The organism is Paeniroseomonas aquatica (assembly GCF_030409335.1).
Taxonomy (GTDB): Bacteria; Pseudomonadota; Alphaproteobacteria; order Acetobacterales; family Acetobacteraceae; genus Belnapia; species Belnapia aquatica.
This window is the reverse complement of sequence record NZ_JAUFPN010000153.1, coordinates 69,817-92,231: the sequence shown is the minus strand read 5'-3', so window position 1 is coordinate 92,231 and position 22,415 is coordinate 69,817. Positions and strand designations below refer to the sequence as shown.

The following is a 22,415-nucleotide window of genomic DNA, read 5'->3' as shown; positions in this document are numbered from 1 at the left end:
CTCACTCCCGCCAGGGATGCTCGGCCCAGAGTGCCTGGTACCTCACCCGCAGCGCCATCAGCTCCGCGAGATAGGCATCCGGGCCAAGGAAGCGCAGCGGCAGCATCTGTTGCACGGCATTGGCCTGGAACTCCGGATTGTCCACGGTCCGCCGCACCGCGAGCGAGAGCCGCTCCAGCACCGGACGCGGCATGCCAGCCGGCGCCGCCATGCCGCGCATCGAGCCTTCGACCACGTCGAAGCCGGCCTCGCGGAAGGTCGGGACGTCGCCGGCCACCTCGGTCCGGTGCTCGCCCATCTGGCCGAGCATCCGCATCAGCCCCTGCCGGCTTTCCTGGACCCCTTCCGCCACATTCATCGAGCCGAGCGCGATGGTCCGGCCCAGCAGCGCCTGCTTCACCTGGGCGCTGCCGCCATAGGGAACATGCAGCAGCCTGACTGCGGCCTGCCGCTCGAAGGCCATGACCGCGAGGTGATCGTCCGAGCCGATGCCGGTCGTGCCGTAGCTGATCGTCTCCGGTGCCGCCTTCGCTGCGGCGATGAGGTCGGCGAGGCTGCGATAGGGGCTGTCGGTCAGGACGTAGAGGGCGCCGGGATCATCGACGATATTGGCGATCGGGCTGAAGTCCTCCAGCCGGAAGCGCGTGCGCCGTTCGATCGGCAGGGTGACGATATGCGGGGTGTTGATAAAGCCGATGGTCAGCCCGTCCGGCTTGGCGCGTGCCAGCTCGGCGAAGCCAATCTCGCCGCCGGCCCCGGGCCGGTTCACCACCACCACGGGCTGGCCCAGGTCCTTTTCCATGTAACGGGCCAGGGTGCGGGCGGCCAGGTCGGTCCCGCCCCCCGCCGCGAAGGCGACCACCATCGTCAGCGGCTTGTCCGGGAATTCGGCCCGGGCGGTGCCCGGCAGCAGCAGCGCGGGGGTGGTCAGCAACAGGCGGCGGGTGGTCATTCTCAGTTTCCCCCAGACATGGAAAAGGCCGACGGGTCACCCCGCCGGCCTTTGATCCCGCAAATCCTGGTAGAACTCAATCGGCGGCCAGAGCCATCCGGCTGCGGTTCATCCGGCTGTTCACATGGTCCTCGGCCATATCCACCACCCGCTCGGTCTCCTCGGGGGTGAAGACGTGGCCGGCGCCCTGCATCACCCGGTAGTCGATGGTGATGCCACGCTGGGTATTCAGCTTGTCGACCAGCTTCTTCACCGAGGATTCCGGCACCAGCTCATCCGCCGCACCGTGCAGAATCAGGCCGTTGCACGGGCATGGGGCGAGGAAGCCGAAGTCGTAGTGGCTGGCGGGCGCGCTGATGGACACGAAGCCACCCATCTCGGGCCGCCGCATCAGCAGCTGCATCCCGACATAGGAGCCGAAGGAATAGCCGGCGACCCAGAGGCTATGCGAGTTAGGGTTCACCGCCTGCAGGAAGTCGAGCGCGGAGGCCGCGTCCGAGATTTCCCCGATCCCGCCGTCATAACGCCCCTGGCTACGCCCGACCCCACGGAAATTGAAGCGCAGGACCGAGAAGCCCATGGACTGGAAGCGCTGGTAGAGGGCGTAGGTCACCCGGTTGTTCATCGTCCCGCCATGCAGCGGGTGCGGGTGCAGCACGAGCGCGACCGGGGCGTTCGGCTGCTTCGAATGGTGGTAGCGGCCTTCAAGCCGGCCGTCGGGGCCGGCGAACATGACCTCAGGCATCGTCCCGTGGGTCCAATTCCGGTTGTGCCGCGCGCGTCTGGGCTGCCGACGGGAATGCTGGCTCCGCCGACAGGCCAAGCGCGCACTGACGCTTGGTGGGGAAGTCCTGGCTGGCACCGCACCAGCCACCGTCCATATCCGGTTCTGTCCACCAGCCGCCGAATGGTTGACTAGGATGGTCGGACAAAATAGCCTGACTGATGCGATGCCCCCTTGCAGGGATGGATACATCGCGCAGCTTTGGCTCCGGTTCATGGTCGATATCCCCGGACAGGCTCCCGGATCCGAGGATGACGGGAATATAGGCATCTGACTCCGAGTTTCATAACGGATTCAAGGCATGGCCCCCATGTTCCTTGATCAAGGCCACGAAAGCCGCCTCCAGCGCGCCTGATGGTAGAGGTCCAAGGCATGAGACTTTCCACCCGTGGTCGTTATGCCGTCATGGCGATGGTCGAATTGGCGGCCCGGCAAGACGCTGGCTGCGCCGCGGTCCGCCAGGAAAAACCAGCATCCAGGCCGGTGTCGCTTGCGGATATCGCGCAAGCCCAACAACTCTCGGTCGCTTATCTCGAACAGTTGTTCGGCCATTTGCGTCGGGCCGGCCTCGTTGCGTCCGCGCGGGGTCCCGGCGGTGGCTATCGGTTGGCCCGCGCGGCCGATGCGATCACCGTTTCCGCGATCGTGGACGCGGTCGATGAGCCGCTGCGAGCAACCCGTTGCGAGGAGGGCGCGCCAGGATGCTTGGCCGGTCACCGCTGCCTGACCCATGACCTCTGGTCCGAGCTGGGCGAGCAGATCCGGCTCTTCCTGGCGCATGTTTCCCTGGCCGATGTGGTATCCGGCAATGTTCGCGGCCGGGCAGCGGTTCCCAGCCGGGACTGCCCGGTGGTGGAGCCTGCCGGGCCCGGCCTCGGCCCATGACCGCCCTCTATCTCGATGCCAATGCGACCGAGCCGTTGCGGCCGGAAGCGCGGGCGGCCGTCCTGGCGGCTTTGGACGCGGGGGGCAACCCGTCGTCGGTGCACGGCCAGGGCCGCGCGGCGCGGCGGCGGCTCGAAGACGCGCGGGAGGCCGTGGCCCGTCGCTTCGGCGCCCGCAGCGGCGAGGTGATCTTCACCAGCGGCGGCACCGAGGCCAATGCGCTGGCAATCCACGGCCTGCGCCCGGGCCGCCGCCTGCTGGTCGGGAGCACGGAACATCCGGCCGTCCTGGCCGCCGCCGGTCCCGAGGCCGAGGTCATCCCGGTGCTGGCCGACGGCACGCTGGACCTCGACGTCCTGGCGACGCTGCTGCAGGGCGGGCCCGCCCTGGTCTGCCTGATGGCCGCGAACAACGAAACCGGCGTGCTGCATCCCTTGAGCGCGGCTGCGGCCTTGTGCCGCCAGCGGGGCGCCCTGCTGCACGTGGACGCGGTTCAGGCTGCAGGCCGGGTCCCCCTGCCCACCGATTTCGATTCGATGGCGCTGTCCGGTCATAAGCTGGGGGGACCACCGGGTGCCGGGGCAGTGCTGCTCCGCCCGGGACTGCAACTGCCGCCGCTGATCGCCGGCGGTGGCCAGGAACGCGGCCGCCGCGGGGGGACGGAGCCGCTGCCGGCCCTCGCCGGGCTGGCCGCCGCCGCCTCGGCGCCGGTGGATCCGGCCCGGCTGGCGGCCCTGCGCGACCGGATCGAGGCCGGCGCCGACACCATCGTCGCCGGCGCCGGGGCGCCGCGCCTGCCCAATACGACCTGTCTCATCCTGCCGGGTGTCCCCGCCGAGACCCAGGTCATCGCCCTCGACCTCGCCGGTATCCGGGTTTCGGCCGGGGCCGCCTGCTCCTCGGGCAAGGTGGCGCGCAGCCCGGTGCTCGCGGCCATGGGCTTCGGCCCCTTGGCCGGCTGCGGTATCCGGGTCTCGCTGCCCTGGAATGCGCCCGAGGATGCCGCCGAGCGTTTCCTCGCCGCCTGGGCAGCCATGCGCGCTCGGCTCTCGAAATCCGCGGCCTGAAGGGCCACACAGCAGGGATGCGCCCGAACCGCCCGGTCTATCTCGACAATCATGCGACCACGCCGGTCGACCCCCGCGTGCTCGCCGCCATGCGGCCCTGGTGGGAGGAGAATTTCGCCAATCCCCATAGCGTCGAGCACGCGATGGGGCGGGCCGCCGAGGAAGCGGTGGAGGCCGCCCGCGCCGAGGTCGCCGGGCTGATCGGCGCCGAGGCGCGCGAGGTCATCCTCACCTCCGGCGCCACCGAGGCAAACAACCTTGCCATCAAGGGCGCCGCCCGCTTTGCCGCCGCCCAGGGCAGCGACCGCCGTCGCATCGTCACCCTGGCGACCGAGCATAAATGCGTGCTCGAATCGGTTCGCGACCTGGCCGCCGAGGGCTTCGAGCCGGTGGTGCTGCCGGTGCGGCCCGATGGCTTGGCCGACCTCGACCTGCTGCGGAAGGCACTCGATGACCGTACCCTGCTGGTTTCGGTCATGGCGGTGAACAACGAGATCGGCGTGGTGCAGGACCTGGAGGCCATCGGCGCCATCGCCAAGGCGGCCGGCGCGCTGTTCCATACCGATGCCGCCCAGGCGGCCGGCCGCATCCCGCTGGACGTCGAGGAGATCCAGGCCGACCTCCTCTCGCTCTCAGGCCACAAGATCTACGGCCCGAAGGGCATCGGCGCGCTGTACGTCCGCCGCCGCCCGCGGGTCCGGCTCAGTCCGCTGTTCTCCGGCGGCGGCCAGGAGCGCGGCTTCCGCTCCGGCACCCTGGCGGCGCCGCTGGTGGTGGGCCTGGGGGAGGCCGCCCGGGTGGCCGCGACCGAGCTGATGCTCGACGGCGGCCGCATCGCCGGCCAGCGGGACCGTTTCCTCGCCGCCTTGCGGGCCGAGGTCCCGGAGGTCCGGGTGAACGGCAGCCTGGACCAGCGGGTCTCCGGCAACCTGAACCTGACCTTCCCCGGCCCGGTCGATGCCCAGGCCATCATGGCGGCGAGCCCGGATGTCTGCGTCTCCAGCGGCTCGGCCTGTTCCTCGGCCGCGGTCGAGCCTTCCTATGTGCTGCAGGCGCTTGGAATGCCGGAGCATGAAGCACGCGCCACCTTGCGGATCGGGATCGGCCGCTTTACCTCGCCGCAGGATGTGGACCGGGCCGCGGCAGCGCTTGCCGCCGGCTGGCGCCACGCCGCCCGTCCGGAGCAGTAAGACACCATGCCCAAGATGACCTTCGTCGAGCGTGACGGCACGAAGCGCGAGGTGGATGCGCCGCTCGGCCTTTCGGTGCTCGAGATCGCCCACAAGCATGGCGTCGATATCGAGGGCGCCTGCGAGGGCTCGCTCGCCTGCTCCACCTGCCACGTCGTCGTCGACGGCAGCTGGTTCAAGCAGCTGGCCGCGCCGACCGAGGACGAGGAAGACATGCTCGACCTCGCCTTCGACCTGCAGGAGACCAGCCGCCTCGGCTGCCAGATCATCATGACCAACGAACTGGACGGGCTGGTGGTGAAGCTGCCGGCCGGCACCCGGAACGCCGGTGGCTGACGCCTGGGACGACTTCGGCAGCGAGGGCGGCCTGTACCGAAGGCTGCGGGATGCCTGCGCCGCGGATTGGGCAGCCTATACCTGGCACCCCTTCTGCCAGGGCCTGTCCGACGGCTCGCTGCCCCTGCCCGCCTTCCGCCGCTACCTGATCCAGGACTATCTGTTCCTGATCCATTTCGCCCGGGCCAAGGCTCTGGCGGTCTTCAAGGCCGAGAGCATCGAGGCGATGCGCGACAAGACCGCCTCGATCAGTGCCATCCTGTCGGAGACGCTGCTGCACCTGAAGTACTGCGAGGAGTGGGGGATCCCCGAGGCCGAGGTCCGCGGCACGGCGGAATCCGCGGAGACCGTCAGCTATACCCGCTACGTCATCGACCGCGGCCTGGCCGGCGACATCCTCGACCTGGAAGTGGCGCTGGCCCCCTGCACCGTGGGCTATGGTGAGGTGGCGCTGCGCATCATGGCCGACCCGCGCCGCCAGGTGGTGGACAATGCCTACCAGAGCTGGATCGATGCCTATGCCGCGCCGGCCTATCAGGCGATGGCCCGCGCCGCTGCGGCGCGGATCGACGCGCTCGGCGTCAGCCATGGCGGCGAGGCCCGCTTCGCCCTGCTGAGCGCCACCTTCTCCGAAGCGGCGCGGCTGGAACAGCGGTTCTGGCAGCAGGGCCTGGACGCAGTCTGATGCGCATACTTGTCGCCATGTCCGGCGGCGTGGACAGCAGCGTGGTCGCCGGCCTGCTCAAGGCCGAAGGCCATGAGGTCATCGGCGCCACCCTGCAGCTCTACGACCACGGCGCCGCTACCGCTCGGCGCGGCGCATGCTGCGCCGGCCAGGACATCCACGATGCCCGCCGGGTGGCCGATACCCTCGACATCCCCCACTACGTGCTGGACCGCGAGGCCCGCTTCCGCGACGCCGTGGTGCAGGATTTCGCCGATAGCTACGCCCGCGGCGAGACCCCCATCCCCTGCGTCCGCTGCAACCAGTCGGTGAAGTTCCAGGACCTGGTCCTCCTCGCCCGCGACCTCGGCGTGGAGGCCCTCGCCACCGGCCACTATGCCCGCCGCGTCGAGGGCCCGGCCGGCGTCGAGCTGCACCGCGCCGCCGATCCGGCCCGCGATCAGAGCTACTTCCTCTTCGCCACCACCGCCGCGCAGCTCGCATTCTGCCGCTTCCCCCTCGGCGGCTATCCCGACAAGGCCGCCGTCCGCGCCGAGGCCTTGCGCCTCGGCCTCGCGGTCGCGGAGAAGCCGGACAGCCAGGACATCTGCTTCGTCCCGGAGGGCCGCTATTCCGACGTGGTGGCGAAGTTCCGCCCCGATGCCGCCGAGGCCGGGGAGATCGTCCACCTCGATGGCCGCGTCCTCGGCCAGCATGCCGGCATCGCCCGCTTCACCGTCGGCCAGGGGCGGGGGCTCGGCCAGGCCTCCCGCGACGGCGACCAGCCGCTCTATGTCGCGGCCGTCGAGCCCGGCCGCCGCCGCGTCGTGGTCGGCCCCCGTGCCGCCCTGCCGCAGGCGCAGATCGAGGTTGCCGAGGTGAACTGGCTCAGCCCACCGCCCAGCGGGCCGCTGGCCTGCCAAGTGAAGCTCCGCGCCCGCGAGGTCCCGCAGCCGGCCACCGCCCATTGGGATGTCGCCGGCGGCCTGCTGCGCGTGGCGCCCGCGGTCCCGGCCATCGCCGCCCCCGGCCAGGCCTGCGTCCTTTATGACGGCGACCGCGTCCTCGGCGGCGGCTTCATCCGCCGCACCGCCTGACTAGCCGAAAACCTCGGCCCAGCAGGCCTGCATCGCCGCCTGCACCTCCTCCATCGTCGCCAGCACGCCCTGGTCGTGCAGGCTGGTGACGCCGTGCTGGCTGATGCCGCAGGGCACGATGCCGCCGAAATGCGACAGGTCCGGGTCCACGTTCAGCGCCACCCCGTGCCAACTCACCCAGCGGGTCACCCGCACCCCGATGGCGCCGATCTTCGCCTCCGTTCCCCGCGCCTTGTCGGCCACCCAGATGCCGACCCGCCCCTCGCGCCGCTCGCCGACCACGCTGAAGCGCCAGAGGGTGCGGATCACCCAATCCTCGAGGCTGTGGACATAGGCGCGGATGTCCCGCCCCCGCTCGGCCAGGTCCAGCATGACATAGCCGGTCACCTGGCCGGGCCCGTGGTAGGTCCATTGCCCGCCCCGCCCGGCGCGGAAGACCGGGAATCGGGCATCGACCAGCCCCTCCGGCGTGGCCGAGGTCCCGGCCGTATAGGTCGGGGGATGCTCCACCAGCCAGACCAGCTCCGGCGCCGTCCCGGCCCGGATCGCCGCGACCCGCGCCTCCATCCGGGCCAGCGCCTCGGCATAGGGAACCGGCGCCGCGGCGAATTCCCATTGCGGCTGGCCGGGCGCCACTTGGCCCGTTGAACCCGGCGCATTCATCGGCTATACGCCCCGCCTCTGCCCGGTTTGCGGTCGTGGTGGAATGGTAGACACGCCAGCTTGAGGTGCTGGTGGGGGAAACCCCTTGGAAGTTCGAATCTTCTCGACCGCACCACTTTCCCAAATCCTCCTGACGCCGATGCGCCGCCGTCTGCCGCGCCGCTTTGGGCCCTCCGCCGCTTTCCGCTAGGGTAGCGCCAGAAGGGGACCGAAGCATGGACGAGGATTTCCGCAAGGCCGCGCTCGACTACCACCGCTACCCGCGGCCCGGGAAGCTGGCCATCGAGCCGACCAAGCGCATGGCGACCCAGCGCGACCTCGGCCTCGCCTATTCCCCCGGCGTCGCCGCCGCCTGCGAGGAAATTGCCGCCAACCCCGACGCCGCCTGGGACTATACTGCCCGCGGCAATATGGTGGCGGTCATCACCAATGGCACCGCCGTGCTTGGCCTGGGTGCCATCGGCGCCCTGGCCTCGAAGCCGGTGATGGAGGGCAAGGCGGTCCTCTTCAAGAAATTCGCCGGCATCGATTCCATCGACATCGAGATCGAGGAACGCGACCCCCAGAAGCTCATCGAGGTCATCGCCGCGCTCGAGCCCTCCTTCGGCGCCATCAACCTCGAGGACATCAAGGCCCCCGAGTGCTTCGAGGTCGAGGCCCGGCTCCGTGAGAGGATGCGGATCCCGGTCTTCCACGACGACCAGCACGGCACCGCCATCATCGTCGCCGCCGCCGTCCGCAACGGGCTGGTGCTGCAGGGCAAGCGGATTGAGGACATCAAGCTGGTCAATACCGGCGGCGGCGCCGCGGCGCTCGCCTGCCTCGACCTGCTGGTGACCATGGGCCTGAAGAAGGAGAACATCACCGTCTGCGACATCGCCGGCGTGGTCTACGAGGGCCGCACCGAGGCGATGGATCCCTACAAGGCCCGCTACGCACGCCACACCGATGCCCGCATGCTCGAGGAGGTGCTGGATGGCGCCGATGTCTTCCTCGGCCTCTCGGCCCCGCGCGTCCTCAAGGCGGAATGGCTGAACAAGCTCGGCCCCCGGCCGCTGATCCTGGCCCTGGCCAATCCGGAGCCCGAGATCCATCCTGAGGCCGTCCGCGCCGTCCGCCCCGACGCCATCGTCGCCACCGGCCGCACTGACTACCCCAACCAGGTCAACAACGTCCTCTGCTTCCCCTTCATCTTCCGCGGCGCGCTGGACGTGGGGGCGACCACCATCAACGAGGCGATGAAGGTCGCCGCGGCGGATGCCATCGCCGCCCTGGCCCGGGTCGAGGCCTCGGAGGTCGTCGCTGCCGCCTATGGCGGGGCGGCACCGGTCTTCGGCCAGGACTACATCATCCCGAAGCCCTTCGACCCCCGGCTGATCCTGGAGGTCGCCCCGGCGGTCGCCCGGGCCGCGATGGCGAGCGGCGTCGCCCGCCGTCCCATCGCCGACTTCACCGCCTATCGCCGGGAGTTGGAGCGCTTCGTCTTCCGCTCCGGCAACCTGATGCGGCCGATGTTCGAGGCGGCCAAGGGCAGCCCCCGCCGGGTCGCCTATGCCGAGGGCGAGGACGAGCGGGTGCTGCGCGCGGTGCAGACCGTGCTGGACGACGGGATCGCCGAGCCGGTGCTGATCGGCCGCCGCGCGGTCATCGAGGCCAAGGCCAAGGCCATGGGCCTGCGGATGGATTTCTCGGAATCCGTCCAGGTGCTGGACCCCGCGGTGGACAGCGCGGTCTTCGACCCGCTGATCCCGCTGTACCAGCAGCGGATCGGCCGCCGCGGCGTGCCGCCCGACGCCGCCGCGCGCCGCGTCGGCAACCGCCCGACCGTCGCCGCCGCGCTGCTGCTCGAATCCGGCCAGGTGGATGCGGTGCTGGCCGGCGGCACCGGCACCTGGATGCGGCAATGGCACTATGCCTACGACGTCATCGGCAAGCGGCCCGACGTGAACCGGGTCTATGCCCTTTCGGCCGTCATCGTCTCCGGCGTCACGCTGTTCTTCGTCGACACCCACCTGATCGTCGAGCCCACCGCCGAGCAGATCGCCGAAATGACTCTGCTGGCGGCCGAACAGGTGGAGGCCTTCGGCATCGTGCCCAAGGTGGCACTGCTGTCGCATTCGTCCTTCGGTGCCTCCAATGCGCCGTCCGCCCGGATCATGCGCCAGGCCTTGCCGCTGATCCGGGCCCGGGCCCCCGAGCTCGAGGTCGACGGCGAGATGCACGCCGACGCCGCGCTGGTGCCGGCCATCCGCGCCCGGGCCGTGCCGGACAGCCGCCTGACCGACACGGCCAATCTGCTGGTCTTCCCCGGGCTGGATGCGGCCAACATCAGCTTCAACCTGCTGAAGGCGGCGGCGGACGGGCTTCAGCTCGGCCCCATGCTGCTCGGGATGCGCAAGCCTATCCATGTCCTCGTCCCCAGCGTCACCGCGCGGGGGATCGTGAATTTGACGGCGCTGGCGGTGCATCAGGCGAATGGGCTCGCCAGCGAAGCGGCACCTGCTGACACCGTCTCAGGCCCCACCGCCTGAGGCGGAGGCGCCGGGCGGCACTGGCAGGACCCTGAGTCACCCTGGCAGGCGCGGCGACCCGCGCGTGCCATGGTCTGGTGTCGCGCCTCGGGCGGAGGGCTATCGGGCCGTCGCGGTGATCCCGAGGGCCCGCTGCATCGCCGGCGGCCCCCCAAGGGCCAGGGGCGGCAACTCGCTCACCGGCACCGGCTTGGGCGGGGCGGCGGTGATCGTCACCTCGGTCGCCTGGCCCCGCAGCAGACGCTGCACCGCGGCGAGCACCGGTGCGACGGCGCCACCACCGGCCATCGCCCCCGCCGCCTGGGTAGCCCAGCCGTCGCGGATCTGCCGTTCCGTCCGCCGCGTGGTAGCCGCTTCCGCCGCTGCCAGCCGTCCCAGCAAGGACTGATCGAGGTAGCGGAGGCTGAAGGCCGCCAGCCGCGCATCCTGGAAATCCATGCGGGAGGCCGCTTCCGCCCCCACCCCTTCCAGGGTGAAGGACAGCCCCATGGCCGCCGCATCCCGGATGCCGAGCAGGAAGCCGATCAGCTCCAGCCGGCCGGCCGTCGCATCGAAGCGGGTCTCGGCCGACAGGTCGCCGGTCAGCGCGGCATAGCCCAGCTTCCGCAGCCAGTCCTCGATCAGCGGGAAGGGTTCGACCCGCAGGCCTTCCAGGGTCACCCGCCCCGTGTCCGGCCGGCCCTGGCCCTGGACCCCGGCCATCCGCAGGGCGCCGAGGGCGCCGACCCGGGCATCGCCCTGGGTGACGGTGATGCCCTCGATCGCCAGGGAGTAGTCGGCATTCGGTCGTGGCGGCACGTCGCCGGCCGCGAGCGCCGCCAGGACCGCGTGCAGTTCGACCCCTTCCAGGGCAATGCGGGCGATCTTGACCCGGTCGAGCACGCCGGCCTCGGGCACCAGCACGTCCAGGCCCGCGAAGCTGACGCGGCCCACCCGCCCCGGCAGGTAGTCCTGTACCACCGCCTCGGTGATCGCCACCGGCCGGGCGCCCTGGACCGCCAGGGCCTCCACCCGCAGATAGCCGAGCGCAACTTGGTCGGGCCGCAGCTGAGCACCCGGCGCCGGCCGGGTGACCGCTAGGTCGCGCAACTCGACCTTGCCGATCAGGGTCGCCGTGCCGTCCTCGGCCGTCAGGGTCATGCCCTGGGCCGTGGCGCTGGTGATGCCGTCCGGGCGCAGGCCGTCGAGCAGGAGTTCCGCCGCCGCGATCTGCTCGCCCCGCTGGCGCAGCAGCACATCGGCCAGGCGCAGCGCCCCCGTGGCCGGGTTGGTGACCACGGCACTGCCATAGGTGAGCGTCACCCCGGGGCCGAGCAAAGCCCGCAGCTGGCCCAGCGCCGGCGGCTCGTTGGTGGGGACCGGCAGGGCCGGCGGCGGCTCGGCCGGGGCGGCCGTACGGGGGGAGCGGGGTGGCGGTTGCGGCACAGCGGCCGAAGGCGGTGAGGCGCCCGGAGGCGGGGCGCTGAACTTGTCGACGGGCGGCACCGGAGCCTGTGCCTGGGGCGGAGGTATGACCGGCGGGGTGGCGAATTTATCGAGCCGTGGCGGCACCACGGGGTCGGGTGCCGGACCGGGGGCGAACTTGCCGCCGGGCGCCGGGGCTGGTGCCAATACCGGCGGCTTGGTCTGGACAGGCGTCACCTGGGCCAGGGCCAGGCCGACGCCCAGCAGCCCTGTCCACGCGCCAAGCAGTCCGATCTTGCGGAGCCACCGCATCCTTGCCTCCGTCACCTGTCCCAGCCCCTGTGTGGCATGCCGCATCCTGCGCCGCGCGGCTTTTTCCGCAACCCATGCCGCTTCGGACCATTCCCGCCGTCCTGCCCCTGGCGTCCCGCGTCTTGCCCGCCCATCTCCCCAGGCATGAGCAACCTGCCTGCCAAGCCGGGTCCCACCGCCGTCTCCGAATTCCTCCGCCGGGTGGAAAGCCTGCCGCAGGTGCGCCCGGCGAGCGGCCGGCGCGGCCGGCTCCTCTTCGCCATCGATGCCACCGCTTCCCGCCAACCGACCTGGGACCACGCCTGCCAGCTGCAGGGGGAGATGTTCGCCGCCACTCGGGACCTCGGCGGTCTCGCCGTGCAGCTCGCCTATTTCCGCGGCTTTCAGGAGTTCGCCGCGACGCCCTTCCTGACGGATGCCGGCGAGCTGACCCGGCGGATGACCGGCGTCCAATGCCTCGGCGGCCAGACCCAGATCCAGCGGGTGCTGGATCACGCCCTGGCCGCAACGAAGCAGGACCGCATCCATGCCTTGGTGCTGGTCGGCGATGCGGTGGAGGAGCCGGTGGATCCGCTCTGCCATGCTGCCGGACAGCTTGGCCTGCACGGCACTCCGGTCTTCACCTTCCACGAAGGGGGCAATCCTGCCGCAGCCCAGTGTTTCCGGCAGATCGCCAAGGTATCCAGGGGCGCCTACGTCCCGTTCGATGCCGCCAGTGCTGCCGCCCTGCGGGACTTGCTGCGGGCCGTCGCGGTCTATGCCGCCGGCGGACGTTTGGCGCTGGCCCGGCTGCCGGGACCGGCAGCCCGCGGCATTGCCGGGCAGTTGCCCGCACCCCAGGCCGGTTAGGGCAGAGAAATGGTCTGGCTGGCGCTCGGCACGGGGGGGCTGCTTTTCGTCATCTGGTTGCTGCGGGTCTTCGCCACCGCCACGCCGGCGACCGTTCGCAAGGCCGGCCTTTGGCTCCTGGCGCTGTTCGGTGGCGCGGCCCTGCTGCTGATGCTGGTGACGGGACGGGGCCTGCAATCCATCTGGACCCTGGCCTTCGTCGCCCCGCTGGCCTGGCGCCGGGTCCAAGGCTGGCTCGCCGCCCGCCGCTTCGGCCGGCAGGAGACGCCGGAGGACGCGAGCGCGGTCTCAACCGCGACCCTCGCCATGCGGCTCGACCATGCCACCGGCCGGATGTCCGGCCGCGTGCTGCGCGGTGGCCATGCCGGGCGGGAACTGGCCGAGCTGACCTTGGCCGAGTTGCTGGACCTGCTGGCGGAATGCCGCGCGACCGACGCGGAAAGCGTTCCGCTGCTGGAAGCATGGCTCGACCTTGCCCAGCCCGACTGGCGCGAGGCGGCACCCGCGGCCGCAGCCGGAGGCCCGATGAGCCGCGCCGAGGCCCTGGCGGTGCTGGGCCTGACCGAGGGCGCCGGACCGGAGGCCATCCGCGCCGCCCACCGCCGCCTGATGCTGAGCGCCCACCCGGACCATGGCGGCAGCGACTGGCTGGCGGCACGGATCAATCAGGCCCGGGACCTGCTCCTGGCCTGACCGGGCAGTGCGCTCGCCCTGCTCAGGCCCTGCCCTGCATGGCCATTGCCCGGGGCCGGGGCGCGTGGCATGTCTCACACGCATTTCGCGCAGTCGTAGCGCTTCACCCTTCAGCTACACCAGGAGAGGCCCTTGCCCGCTCAGAAGCCGCTCAAGAAGGCTGTTTTCCCGGTTGCTGGTCTCGGCACCCGCTTCCTGCCCGCCACCAAGAACATGGCGAAGGAAATGCTGCCGGTGGTGGACAAGCCATTGATCCAGTATGCGGTCGAGGAGGCGCGCGCCGCCGGGATCGAGGAATTCTGCTTCGTGACGGGCCGCGGCAAGGTAATGCTGGTCGATCAATTCGACGTCGCCTTCGAGTTGGAGCGCACACTTGTCGAGCGCGGCAAGCAGAAGGAGCTGGACATGCTCCACGCCCAGGCGCTGCCTCCCGGCTCCATCGTCACCACCCGCCAGCAGGTCCCGCTGGGCCTTGGCCATGCCATCTGGTGCGCCCGGGCCTTCATCGGCGACGAACCCTTCGCCATCCTGCTGCCCGACGACCTCATGCAATGCGATGTGTCCTGCACCAAGCAGCTGGCCGATGCCTATGCCGCAACCGGCGGCAACGTGGTCGCCATCGAGGAGGTCCCGCGCGAGATCGTCAACCGCTACGGCGTGATCGACCCCGGCGCCAGTACCGGCAACCTGGTCGAGGTCAAGGGCTTGGTCGAGAAGCCGCCGATCGACCAGGCACCCTCCAACCTGACCGTCATCGGCCGCTACGTGCTGATGCCGGAGGTGATCGGCCACCTCGCCAAGATGGAGCGCGGCGCCGGCAATGAGATCCAGCTGACCGACAGCATGGCCAAGCTGATCGGCCACCAGCCTTTCCATGGCGTCCGCTACCAGGGCAAGCGCTTCGACTGCGGCGACAAGGCCGGCTACCTCGAGGCGCAGGTCGCCTTCGCCCTGGCCCGGCCGGACATGGCGCCGGCGATGCGGGATATCATGAAACGATACGCCTGACCCGACGCTATATCGTCCCTACCAATCGTCATGGCCGGGCCCGCCCCGGCCATCCTCCGCGCAGGATTCCCCGATGTCCGTCTTCAACCATCAGTTCCACGGCACCGTGCTGCGGGAATACGACATCCGCGGCATCATCGGCCAGACCCTCCAGCCGGAGGATGCCTTCGCCATCGGTCGCTGCTTCGGCTCGATCGTGGCGCGGGGCGGCGGCACCAAGGTGGCGGTGGGCTATGACGGGCGGCTCTCCTCCCCGGATCTGGAGCCGCAGCTGGTCGCCGGCCTCCGCGCCTGCGGCCTCGAGGTCCTGCGCGTCGGCCTGGTGGCGACGCCGATGCTCTACTACGCCGGCTACAAGCTGGAAGCCGATGGCGCCGTCATGGTCACCGGCAGCCACAACCCGCCGGACTACAACGGCTTCAAGATGATGCTCGGCAAGAAGCCCTTCTTCGGCACGCAGATCCAGGAGATCGGCCGCATGGCGGCCGAGGGCGACGTGGTCCCGGTCTCCACCGAAGGCAGCGACCGGCAGGTGGACGTGGCCGAGGATTACGCCGCGCGGGTGATGCAGGACTACGACGGCGGCGACCGCAAGCTGAAGGTGGTCTGGGACCCGGGCAACGGCTCGGGCTGCGACATCACCAAGGTGCTGGCCGGCCGCTTGCCGGGCGAGCACACCGTGATCAACGGGGACGTGGACGGCACCTTTCCCAATCACCACCCCGACCCGACGGTGGCCAAGAACCTCGAGCAGCTGATCACCGAGGTGGCCCGGACCGGCGCCGACCTCGGCATCGCCTTCGATGGCGACGCCGACCGCATCGGGATCGTGGACAACGAGGGGCATGTGCTGTTCGGCGACCAGCTTCTGGTGATCCTGGCGCGCGACGTCCTGAAATCCCATCCCGGCGCCACCATAATCGCCGACGTGAAGGCCTCCCAGGTCCTGTTCGACGAGATTACCAAGGCTGGCGGCACGCCGCTGATGTGGAAGACCGGCCATTCCCTCATCAAGTCCAAGATGGCCGAGACCGGCAGCCCGCTGGCCGGCGAGATGTCTGGCCACATCTTCTTCGCCGACAAATGGTACGGCTTCGACGACGCGCCTTATTCCGCGGTACGGCTGCTCGGCATCGTCGCCCGTATGAACGAGACCGTCTCGCAGGTGCGAGCAGCCTTGCCGCAGGTCATCAACACGCCTGAGCTTCGCTTCGACTGCGCCGAGGACCGTAAATTCGCCGTGGTCACCGAGGTGAAGGATCGGCTCGCCGCCAGCGGCGCCAAGGTCCAGGCGGTGGATGGCGTCCGCGTCCTGACCGAGGACGGCTGGTGGCTGCTCCGCGCCTCCAATACCCAGGCCGTGCTGGTGGCGCGTTGCGAAGCCAGCTCCGAAGCCGGGCTGGAGCGGCTGAAGGCCCAGCTCGTCGAGCAGCTGCTGGCCAGCGGCCTGGCGGCGCCCGATTTTTCCGGCGCCAACGCAGGGCACTGAAGCAAGCCTCGAGCGTCAGGATGTCACGACGCTTGCAACCATCACGCGCATCGTTAACTCTGGCAGCAGAGAGCAAGGATGCGTCATGGGTGCGGAAGGCCGAGCCGGACCGACGCGTGCGCATGAGGACGCGCCGGGTGCTGGCAATGTTGGCCACCCGGACGACAGGCTGACGCGGGTAGCGGCCAGGCTGCTCGGCGCGCCCATGGCCGCGATCACCCTGCTCGAGGGAGATACCATCCGTGTTCATGCGCCGGTCGGCCTGTCCGCCGGCCGATGCTCGCGGCAAGGCTCCTTCTGTGAGGCGGTGGTTGCGGCCCGGGCCCCGCTGGTCGTACCGGATGCCCGTGACGATCCCCGCTTCCGCCAATCGGAGGCGGTGACCAGCGCAACCGGACTGCGCTTTTATGTCGGCGTCCCCTTGCACGATGCCTCGGGTGACCCGATCGGCAGCCTGTGCTGCCTTGATACCCTCGCCCGTCCCGTCGGCGTAGATCCGGCCGACCTTGCGGCTTTGGGCGATCTGGCCGCGATGGCAGCCGAGAGCCTGCGGCAGACCCTCGAGATCGACCGCCTAGCCGACCGGCACGCCCGCCTGGCCGCACGGCTCCGTGCCTTGGTGGAAGCGATCCCCTTGCCGCTCATGACCATCGATCCTGCCGGCATCATCACCGACTGGAACCCGGCGGCAGAACAGGTCTTCGGCTGGAGCGCGGCAGAGGCGCGCGGCCGCTTCGGTCCCCATGTTCCACCCGAATTCATCGGCGCGGCGCGGCAGCTCCGGGCGATGGACGGCAAGCGGCTGGTGGGGGTCGAGAGCGAGCGGATGCGCCGTGACGGCAGCCGGCTGCCGGTGGCGATCTCGACCGCTCCGCTGCGCGACGCCGAAGGCCGGCCGGACGGCGCCGTGGTCATCGTCGAAGACATCTCGGAACGCCGCCGGACCGAGCGGGAGATCGCCGACCGGACCGCCCACCGGGACAATCAGGCGGCACTGCTCGGCCGGATCGCCGCGGCCATGCCCGCGGCAGGGCAAGACCTCAGCGCCGCGATGGGCGACATAGCGGTTGCCGCCACCCGGGGGCTGGGCGGCTGCGATGTCGGGGTCTGGCTGTTCGACTCGGCGCAGCAGGATCTGGCGCTTTCGGTTCTGGTCGATGCCTCGGGAACGCCGCTGCCGGCAGACAGCGCCAAGCGGCATCGCCTGGAACGGCTGCAGTACCCGCTCAGCTACAGCACCGCCCTGATGGCGGACCGGCAGATCGCGGCCGAGGATGCAATGTCCGATCCCCGTGTCGCTCATTTGCGGGAGGTCTATATCCGCCCCTTCGGCATCGGGGCCATGCTCGCCGCGCCGATCCGGACCGGGCAGGAGGTCCTCGGCCTGCTATCCGCCTGCAGCCCGGGAGAGCCGCGCCCCTGGACCGCCGAGGACCAGGGCTTCCTGGCCTCGCTGGCGGATCTTGCGGCGGTTGCGCTGGAAGCCGGCCGCCGCGCCCAGGCGATGGCCCGGCTCGCCGCCGAGAAGGATCGCGCCGAAGCGGGCAGCCGGGCGAAAAGCCTGTTGCTGGGCACCATGGGGCATGAATTGCGCACCCCGCTGAACGCGATCATCGGCTTTGCCGAACTGCTTCGGCAGGAGGCGCTGCCTCAGGCGGAAAGGCTGGAATTCGCCGAGCATGTGATTGCCGCCGGCCGCCATCTGCTCGGGGTCTTCAACGCCATGCTGGACCAGGCCCGGATCGAATCCGGCGCACTGACCCTGGCGGAGGCGCAGGTCGACTTGCCGACCTTGCTCGACGAGGCGGCCGGGCTGGTGCTGCCGGACGCCGGTTCCCGCGGCATCAGGCTGGATCGGCAAACGCCGTCGCCGGCCGTGCCGCCGTTGCGGGCCGATGCCGGCAGGCTCCGCCAAGCCATCGCCAACCTTGCCGCCAATGCGGTGAATTCTCCGCCGATGGCGGGCGGGTGGAGCTCGGCACCAGCTTTGATGCGGCCGAGGGCTTCCGCATCTGGATTGCCGACCAGGGGCCCGGCATGGCCACCGAAGACCTGCCGCGCGCCTTCGAGCCCTTTCGTCAGCTGGATGAGGGGCTGCGTCGCCGCACCGGGGGTGCCGGGCTGGGCCTGCCGCTCGCCAAGGCCTTCGTCGAGGCCCATGGCGGCACGCTGGAGGTCGCCTCCGCCCCCGGCCAGGGAACCCGGATGACGATCCTCCTGCCCGCTGCCCGGGCGCTGCCGATTGACGCAGGGGCCAGCGCTTCCCCATCCTGAATGCAATCAGGGAAAGGAACGACCGGGATGCCCATCACCAGACGCCATGTGGCGGCCCTCGCCGCCGGCCTGCTGGCCAGCCCCGGGATCGGCGCGCAGGAGGCTTGGCCGAGCCGTCCCATCCGCATCATCGTGCCCTTCCCCGCCGGCGGCACGACGGACCTGCTCGCCCGGCTCTATGCCCAGCGGCTGACCGAGACACTGGGCCAATCCGTCGTCGTCGAGAATCGCGGCGGAGGCGGCGGCTCGATCGGCGCCGACGTGGTTGCCAAGGCCACCGACAACCATACCCTCCTGTTCCACAACCTGACCTTCTGCAGCACGACAGCCGCCCTCGAATTCGCTGGCCGTGCGCCGCATTCCATCGAGCGCGACTTCGCCCCCATTTCCATGGGCGCCAACGTGCCGATGATGCTGCTGGTGAGTCCCCAGGTGCCAGCCAGGGACCTCAAGGAATTCATCGCCTGGGCCAAGCCGCGCTCGGATGTCTTCTATGGCTCCACCGGGCCGGGCAGCACGATCAACCTAGTGGGTGAGGTGCTGAAGCGCGACGGTGCCATCCCCATGGACCATATCCCCTTCCGCGGCGCGGCGCCGCTGGTGCAGGACATGCTGGCGGGACGCATCCACTTCGGCGGCGACCAGCTCTCCTCCTCGCTCGGGAATATCCGCGCGGGCGCCCTGCGCCCCATCGCCACCCTCGCCGCCACCCGCGCCAAGGCACTGCCGGACGTGCCGACGGTGCGCGAACAGGGCTTCCCCGGCGTCGAACTGCTGGGCTGGAACGGTTTCTTCGCCCCGGCCGGCACGCCAGGGCCGGTGATCGCCCGGCTGCACCGGAACATCGCCGCCGCGGCCCAGCATCCGGAGGTGGTCCGGCGCATCACCGAGCTCGGTGCGGAACCGGGTGGCGATTCGCCCGAGATCTTCGGTGCAGCCGTCCGCGCCCAGATAGCCCAGATCCGGCCGCTGGTGGCGGAGCTGCAGATGAAGGTCGAGTAGCCCGGTGCTGCTCTTCCTCTACGGCACCTTGCTCGATCCCCAGGTCCTGGTCCGCCGGAGCGGGAAGGCCCGTCTGCCCCGCCGGCTGCGTCCGGCCCGCCTTCCCGGCTACGCCAAGGTCGGGCTGCGCGGCACGCCCTATCCCACCTTGGTGGCACGACCGGGGATGGCGACCGATGGCGCCATCCTCCGCGTCGGAGAGAGTGCCCTCGCACGATTGGCTGCCTATGAAGGTGCCGACTACCGCCTTGTTCCGGTCAGGGTGTCGACGCGGCAGGGGCCGGTGCGGGCTAGGGCCTGGATGGCACCGCGCTGGCGGGCGGGCTAGCCGCGAAGCCGGCGAAGGCCTCCAGATAGGCCCGCGCCATCGCCACACGGTCGTTCACCACCGGCAGCCCGGCGCAGAGCCCCGCCTGGACCCCCGGCTGCATCGCGGTCCGCATCGCCCGCAGCAGGTCCAGCCGGTTGCCGATGCGGAAGTGGAGACCAGATACCCCATCCACCACCTTCTCCGCCATGCCGCCGATGTCGCTGCAGAGCACCGGCCGCCCGGCCTGGAAGGCTTCCTGGATCACCATCGGGGAATTCTCCCACCAGGTGCTCGGCACCACGACATAGTCGCAGTCCCGCATCAGCCGACCGACCGAGGCATTGTCGTAGGCCCCGACGAACTCGAGGCAGGCGTGGCGTGCCACCGCGGCCTGGAACCGTGCCACGAACTCCGGCGGCTGGCCGATCATCACCCCATGGATGCGGATGCGCACCCGCCCAGCCAGCGCGGCGTCCGCCTCGATCAGCGTTGCCGCCTCCAGCAGCAGATCCACGCCCTTGAAAGGGTTGATCTGACCGAAGAATCCGAAGACCCATTGGTCATCCCCCGGCGCCTTGGCCGGCGCTGGGGGCGAGGCATCGCGCAGACCATTCTCGACGACCGCGATCCGGGACCGTGGCAGCCCCCAGCCGGCCATCCGATCCGCCAGGAAATGGCTCGGCGAGACGAAACCGCGCAGTCCACCCAAGGTCTCGAGCAGGTGGCGCTGGCGCATTGCGAAGCGGGCGGCACCGCGTTCGGGGAAGCAGGTGGCGCAAGCCTCCGGCGTTGCCGCTCCGCAGAGGTGGCGCGCTGGCCGTGTCACCATCTGGCCCGAGTGGTGGCAGGCGGCCAGGAACTCGTGCAGCGTCAGCACCACCGGCACTTCCAGCACCCGCAGCGCATTCACCCCGAAGTTCAGGAAGTGATGGAAGTTCGCCAGCCGGATGCCATCCGCCACGACGATGCGCCCCAGCTGCGCCACCACATCCGGCGCGGCGAGGTGGTAAAAGGGATCGTAGCCTCCCGCATCCACATGCACCGCGCGCTCATGCGCGGAGCCCAGGTGCAAGCGCGCCCGGTCCTGCTCCGGGCAGGCGGCGATGAAGATCGCATCGACGCCGATCTCCCGCAGCCCGGTGAAGAGCGTATGCGCCGCGATCTCCGCCCCACCCCGCGAGAGGGAGGGATGCACATGCGACAACACCGCGATGCGGCCAGGATCGCCGGGCGTCAACTCACCCATGTCCGGCCTCCAGCACCTGGTTGACCCAACCGGTCAGCACCGAGCCGACCGTCACCTCGCCGAGCCGCCAGCCGGCGACGGGATGCCGCCGGGCCGCGGCCCCTGCCCGGCCCAGGCCATGGTCGTCAGGTTGCCCGCCGAGGACCATGGGTACCTGCGGCAGCAACGCGGCGAAACCCGCCGCTGTCCAGGCGAAGCAGTCCGACATTGAGGCCGGCGCCTGACCCTCCGCCGCCAGGACGAAGACATGCAGCCCCTCATCGCCGCCGGCCAACGCCGCCAGCGCGGTGCGCCAGCCCTCGGGCGCCAGGAACACGCCCTGGCCGAGGAAGACGAAGCGTCTTGCCCCCACCGCCCGTAACGCCTCTGCCAGCAGGTAGAAGGCGTAGCGTATGTCCTCCACGAACAGCAGGCTGCACGGGAGCCCTAGGCTGGCCTCGAGGCCGGCGAAGATCGCCAGGATCTCCGGCCTGATCCCGCCCCGTTCGGCCAGGAGGACCAGCCCGACGTTCGCCAGGCCGGCCTGACGCAGCTGCTCGGCCAGCAGGAAGGCATCGCTGCGGTCCGCCGGGACCGCAAGCACCACCACCCGTTCCGCCGGCGCCAGCCGCCAGGGCTCGCAGCTGCCCAGCCGTGCCCGCGCATCGCGTTGCAGGGCGCGGGCGAAATCCCCGAAGAAGCGCTCGTGCCGCAGCGAGGGGAACAGCGCCAGCGCCGCCTCCGGTGCCACCGAATGACCGATCCGCCGCATCGCCCCGGCCGGGACAACCTGGTTGGCCGAGGTGCCATCGGTGAAGACCAGCTTCAGGATCGGCTCGCTGATGTCGTCGATGTCGATGACGCCGCGGAAGGCCGCGACGAAGCCGGCGCGCTCCAGCAGCGGCCCGAAATCCGGGAATGTTACGGCCAGGTCCGGCCGGGCCTTGTGGTAGGTGGCCAGAGGCTCCGAGCGCAGCACCACATCGCCGAATCTCAAGGCGAAGCTTTCGATGCGCTTGGTCGGGCTCAGCGCCCAGCCCTCCACCAGGCAGCCAAAGCCGCCCAGCAGCAGGATACGGTCGACGCTCGCCTGGGCATTGCCCCCGGCCCGCGCGGTATCCGGCAGCCAGCTTTCGGCCGAGGTGATCATCCGCTGCAAGGGCAGGGCCGTGGCACGGTCGCAGGTGGCACGAATCTGCTCGAACTGCTCCAGCGCCGCCCTGGTCTCCAGCACCCGCACCGGCTTCAGGCCGCGTTGGAAGAAAGCCAGGTCCTTGCCGAAGAAAAGGTAAAGCTCGAGCTCGCCGGGACCCGGCCGCCAATCCGTCAGGATGGCACCGAAGACCGCATGCGCCTGCACCGGCAGGTCGGCGCGGGGAAAGCTGGTCAGCGAAACCGCCGCCGCGTGCTTCCTGCCGTCGAACAGGATCGCCGGGAATTCCAGCGGCTGGTCTTTCGCCAGCCAGCCGCAGACCCAGACGACGCCGGAGCTGTCGACCGCCACGGTTTCGATGAAGCCGCGCAGATTGGCCGCCACCGGCTGGAGCGACAGGCCCATCAGCGCCCGCCCCGCCGCATCGCGCAGCGCACCGAGACGGTGCAGCAGGGACGCATCTCCGGGCGAGGCAGCGAGGGCTTCGGACATGACTCCAGTGTATCATCCACCCTCGGTTGGGGCCA

At 70.4% G+C, this 22,415-nt stretch carries 20 protein-coding genes, 1 tRNA gene and 1 pseudogene; 16 read left to right on the top strand and 6 right to left on the bottom strand.

What is annotated here, in order from left to right; translation table 11 throughout:
- Nucleotide 1 precedes the first annotated feature (1 nt).
- Nucleotides 2-952, bottom strand: coding sequence for a tripartite tricarboxylate transporter substrate binding protein (locus QWZ14_RS15600; RefSeq protein ID WP_290317658.1), 951 nt, complete (start codon nt 950-952; stop codon nt 2-4).
- 76 nt (nt 953-1,028) lie between these two features.
- Entirely contained in the window at nt 1,029-1,697 is a 669-nt protein-coding gene (locus QWZ14_RS15595; protein ID WP_290317657.1) for an alpha/beta hydrolase, read from the bottom strand.
- A 411-nt stretch (nt 1,698-2,108) separates the two neighbouring features.
- Here QWZ14_RS15595 and QWZ14_RS15590 point away from each other — a divergent pair, with 411 nt between their 5' ends.
- The 6 genes from QWZ14_RS15590 to mnmA are packed head-to-tail and all read left to right on the top strand — an operon-like array spanning nt 2,109 to nt 6,975.
- Nucleotides 2,109-2,621 carry an Rrf2 family transcriptional regulator gene (locus QWZ14_RS15590; protein ID WP_290317656.1) on the top strand — a complete coding sequence of 171 codons (513 nt, stop codon included), beginning with the start codon at nt 2,109-2,111 and terminating at the stop codon, nt 2,619-2,621.
- Complete coding sequence (locus tag QWZ14_RS15585) at nt 2,618-3,688, top strand: cysteine desulfurase family protein (RefSeq protein ID WP_290317655.1); 1,071 nt, start codon at nt 2,618-2,620, stop codon at nt 3,686-3,688. Before QWZ14_RS15590 ends, QWZ14_RS15585 begins: the two co-directional genes overlap by 4 nt.
- A gap of 17 nt (nt 3,689-3,705) precedes the next feature.
- Nucleotides 3,706-4,878 carry a cysteine desulfurase family protein gene (locus QWZ14_RS15580; RefSeq protein WP_290317654.1) on the top strand — a complete coding sequence of 391 codons (1,173 nt, stop codon included), beginning with the start codon at nt 3,706-3,708 and terminating at the stop codon, nt 4,876-4,878.
- 6 nt (nt 4,879-4,884) lie between these two features.
- Entirely contained in the window at nt 4,885-5,214 is a 330-nt protein-coding gene (locus QWZ14_RS15575) for a ferredoxin family 2Fe-2S iron-sulfur cluster binding protein (RefSeq protein ID WP_290317653.1), read from the top strand.
- On the top strand, nt 5,207-5,899 hold the full coding sequence (locus QWZ14_RS15570) for a TenA family protein (RefSeq protein ID WP_290317652.1): 693 nt from the start codon (nt 5,207-5,209) through the stop codon (nt 5,897-5,899). The genes QWZ14_RS15575 and QWZ14_RS15570 overlap by 8 nt, the downstream gene beginning before the upstream one ends.
- Complete coding sequence (mnmA, locus tag QWZ14_RS15565; protein ID WP_290317651.1) at nt 5,899-6,975, top strand: tRNA 2-thiouridine(34) synthase MnmA; 1,077 nt, start codon at nt 5,899-5,901, stop codon at nt 6,973-6,975. Before QWZ14_RS15570 ends, mnmA begins: the two co-directional genes overlap by 1 nt.
- On the opposite strand, the gene lipB is transcribed toward mnmA, so the two are convergent.
- A complete protein-coding gene (gene lipB, locus QWZ14_RS15560; RefSeq protein ID WP_290317650.1) occupies nt 6,976-7,638 on the bottom strand; it encodes a lipoyl(octanoyl) transferase LipB in 663 nt (220 codons plus the stop codon). It abuts the gene before it with no gap.
- A 29-nt stretch (nt 7,639-7,667) separates the two neighbouring features.
- Between lipB and QWZ14_RS15555 the strand changes: the two genes are divergently transcribed.
- Nucleotides 7,668-7,753: transfer RNA gene (locus QWZ14_RS15555), tRNA-Leu, on the top strand.
- A gap of 100 nt (nt 7,754-7,853) precedes the next feature.
- Nucleotides 7,854-10,169, top strand: a complete 2,316-nt coding sequence (locus QWZ14_RS15550) for an NADP-dependent malic enzyme (protein WP_290317649.1) — start codon at nt 7,854-7,856, stop codon at nt 10,167-10,169.
- Between the two features lie 99 nt (nt 10,170-10,268).
- Here QWZ14_RS15550 and QWZ14_RS15545 read toward each other — a convergent pair whose 3' ends face one another.
- Nucleotides 10,269-11,885 (bottom strand): hypothetical protein, encoded by a 1,617-nt coding sequence (locus tag QWZ14_RS15545; RefSeq protein WP_290317647.1) that lies wholly within the window; start codon nt 11,883-11,885, stop codon nt 10,269-10,271.
- Nucleotides 11,886-12,029: 144 nt separating this feature from the next.
- Between QWZ14_RS15545 and QWZ14_RS15540 the strand changes: the two genes are divergently transcribed.
- The 8 genes and pseudogenes from QWZ14_RS15540 to QWZ14_RS32005 all read left to right on the top strand — a co-directional run bounded on the left by QWZ14_RS15540 (nt 12,030) and on the right by QWZ14_RS32005 (nt 19,528).
- Complete coding sequence (locus QWZ14_RS15540; protein WP_290317646.1) at nt 12,030-12,734, top strand: vWA domain-containing protein; 705 nt, start codon at nt 12,030-12,032, stop codon at nt 12,732-12,734.
- A gap of 9 nt (nt 12,735-12,743) precedes the next feature.
- Nucleotides 12,744-13,427, top strand: coding sequence for a J domain-containing protein (locus tag QWZ14_RS15535; protein WP_290317645.1), 684 nt, complete (start codon nt 12,744-12,746; stop codon nt 13,425-13,427).
- A 132-nt stretch (nt 13,428-13,559) separates the two neighbouring features.
- Nucleotides 13,560-14,435, top strand: coding sequence for a UTP--glucose-1-phosphate uridylyltransferase (locus QWZ14_RS15530; RefSeq protein WP_290317644.1), 876 nt, complete (start codon nt 13,560-13,562; stop codon nt 14,433-14,435).
- A 73-nt stretch (nt 14,436-14,508) separates the two neighbouring features.
- Nucleotides 14,509-15,924, top strand: coding sequence for a phosphoglucomutase/phosphomannomutase PgmG (pgmG, locus tag QWZ14_RS15525; RefSeq protein ID WP_290317643.1), 1,416 nt, complete (start codon nt 14,509-14,511; stop codon nt 15,922-15,924).
- An 85-nt stretch (nt 15,925-16,009) separates the two neighbouring features.
- Nucleotides 16,010-17,665 (top strand): annotated as a pseudogene (locus QWZ14_RS15520) (GAF domain-containing protein); the annotation flags it as partial.
- A 227-nt stretch (nt 17,666-17,892) separates the two neighbouring features.
- On the top strand, nt 17,893-18,198 hold the full coding sequence (locus tag QWZ14_RS32010) for an ATP-binding protein (protein WP_353959313.1): 306 nt from the start codon (nt 17,893-17,895) through the stop codon (nt 18,196-18,198).
- 27 nt (nt 18,199-18,225) lie between these two features.
- A complete protein-coding gene (locus QWZ14_RS15515; RefSeq protein ID WP_290317641.1) occupies nt 18,226-19,200 on the top strand; it encodes a Bug family tripartite tricarboxylate transporter substrate binding protein in 975 nt (324 codons plus the stop codon).
- A 4-nt stretch (nt 19,201-19,204) separates the two neighbouring features.
- Entirely contained in the window at nt 19,205-19,528 is a 324-nt protein-coding gene (locus tag QWZ14_RS32005) for a gamma-glutamylcyclotransferase family protein (protein WP_353959312.1), read from the top strand.
- Here the strand turns inward: QWZ14_RS32005 and QWZ14_RS15510 are convergent.
- Nucleotides 19,491-20,756, bottom strand: coding sequence for a glycosyltransferase (locus QWZ14_RS15510; protein ID WP_290317640.1), 1,266 nt, complete (start codon nt 20,754-20,756; stop codon nt 19,491-19,493). The genes QWZ14_RS32005 and QWZ14_RS15510 overlap by 38 nt on opposite strands.
- Entirely contained in the window at nt 20,749-22,380 is a 1,632-nt protein-coding gene (locus QWZ14_RS15505) for a hypothetical protein (RefSeq protein ID WP_290317639.1), read from the bottom strand. The genes QWZ14_RS15510 and QWZ14_RS15505 overlap by 8 nt, the downstream gene beginning before the upstream one ends.
- Between the last annotated feature and the right edge of the window lie 35 nt (nt 22,381-22,415).

What these genes read in the sequence shown, in the direction of transcription:
- QWZ14_RS15600 (WP_290317658.1), bottom strand. Translation starts at nt 952, where the DNA reads ATGACCACCCGCCGCCTGTTGCTGACCACCCCCGCGCTGCTGCTGCCG.
- QWZ14_RS15595 (WP_290317657.1), bottom strand. Translation starts at nt 1,697, where the DNA reads ATGCCTGAGGTCATGTTCGCCGGCCCCGACGGCCGGCTTGAAGGCCGC.
- QWZ14_RS15590 (WP_290317656.1), top strand. Translation starts at nt 2,109, where the DNA reads ATGAGACTTTCCACCCGTGGTCGTTATGCCGTCATGGCGATGGTCGAA.
- QWZ14_RS15585 (WP_290317655.1), top strand. Translation starts at nt 2,618, where the DNA reads ATGACCGCCCTCTATCTCGATGCCAATGCGACCGAGCCGTTGCGGCCG.
- QWZ14_RS15580 (WP_290317654.1), top strand. Translation starts at nt 3,706, where the DNA reads ATGCGCCCGAACCGCCCGGTCTATCTCGACAATCATGCGACCACGCCG.
- QWZ14_RS15575 (WP_290317653.1), top strand. Translation starts at nt 4,885, where the DNA reads ATGCCCAAGATGACCTTCGTCGAGCGTGACGGCACGAAGCGCGAGGTG.
- mnmA (WP_290317651.1), top strand. Translation starts at nt 5,899, where the DNA reads ATGCGCATACTTGTCGCCATGTCCGGCGGCGTGGACAGCAGCGTGGTC.
- lipB (WP_290317650.1), bottom strand. Translation starts at nt 7,638, where the DNA reads ATGAATGCGCCGGGTTCAACGGGCCAAGTGGCGCCCGGCCAGCCGCAA.
- QWZ14_RS15550 (WP_290317649.1), top strand. Translation starts at nt 7,854, where the DNA reads ATGGACGAGGATTTCCGCAAGGCCGCGCTCGACTACCACCGCTACCCG.
- QWZ14_RS15545 (WP_290317647.1), bottom strand. Translation starts at nt 11,885, where the DNA reads ATGCGGTGGCTCCGCAAGATCGGACTGCTTGGCGCGTGGACAGGGCTG.
- QWZ14_RS15540 (WP_290317646.1), top strand. Translation starts at nt 12,030, where the DNA reads ATGAGCAACCTGCCTGCCAAGCCGGGTCCCACCGCCGTCTCCGAATTC.
- QWZ14_RS15535 (WP_290317645.1), top strand. Translation starts at nt 12,744, where the DNA reads ATGGTCTGGCTGGCGCTCGGCACGGGGGGGCTGCTTTTCGTCATCTGG.
- pgmG (WP_290317643.1), top strand. Translation starts at nt 14,509, where the DNA reads ATGTCCGTCTTCAACCATCAGTTCCACGGCACCGTGCTGCGGGAATAC.
- QWZ14_RS15515 (WP_290317641.1), top strand. Translation starts at nt 18,226, where the DNA reads ATGCCCATCACCAGACGCCATGTGGCGGCCCTCGCCGCCGGCCTGCTG.
- QWZ14_RS15510 (WP_290317640.1), bottom strand. Translation starts at nt 20,756, where the DNA reads ATGGGTGAGTTGACGCCCGGCGATCCTGGCCGCATCGCGGTGTTGTCG.
- QWZ14_RS15505 (WP_290317639.1), bottom strand. Translation starts at nt 22,380, where the DNA reads ATGTCCGAAGCCCTCGCTGCCTCGCCCGGAGATGCGTCCCTGCTGCAC.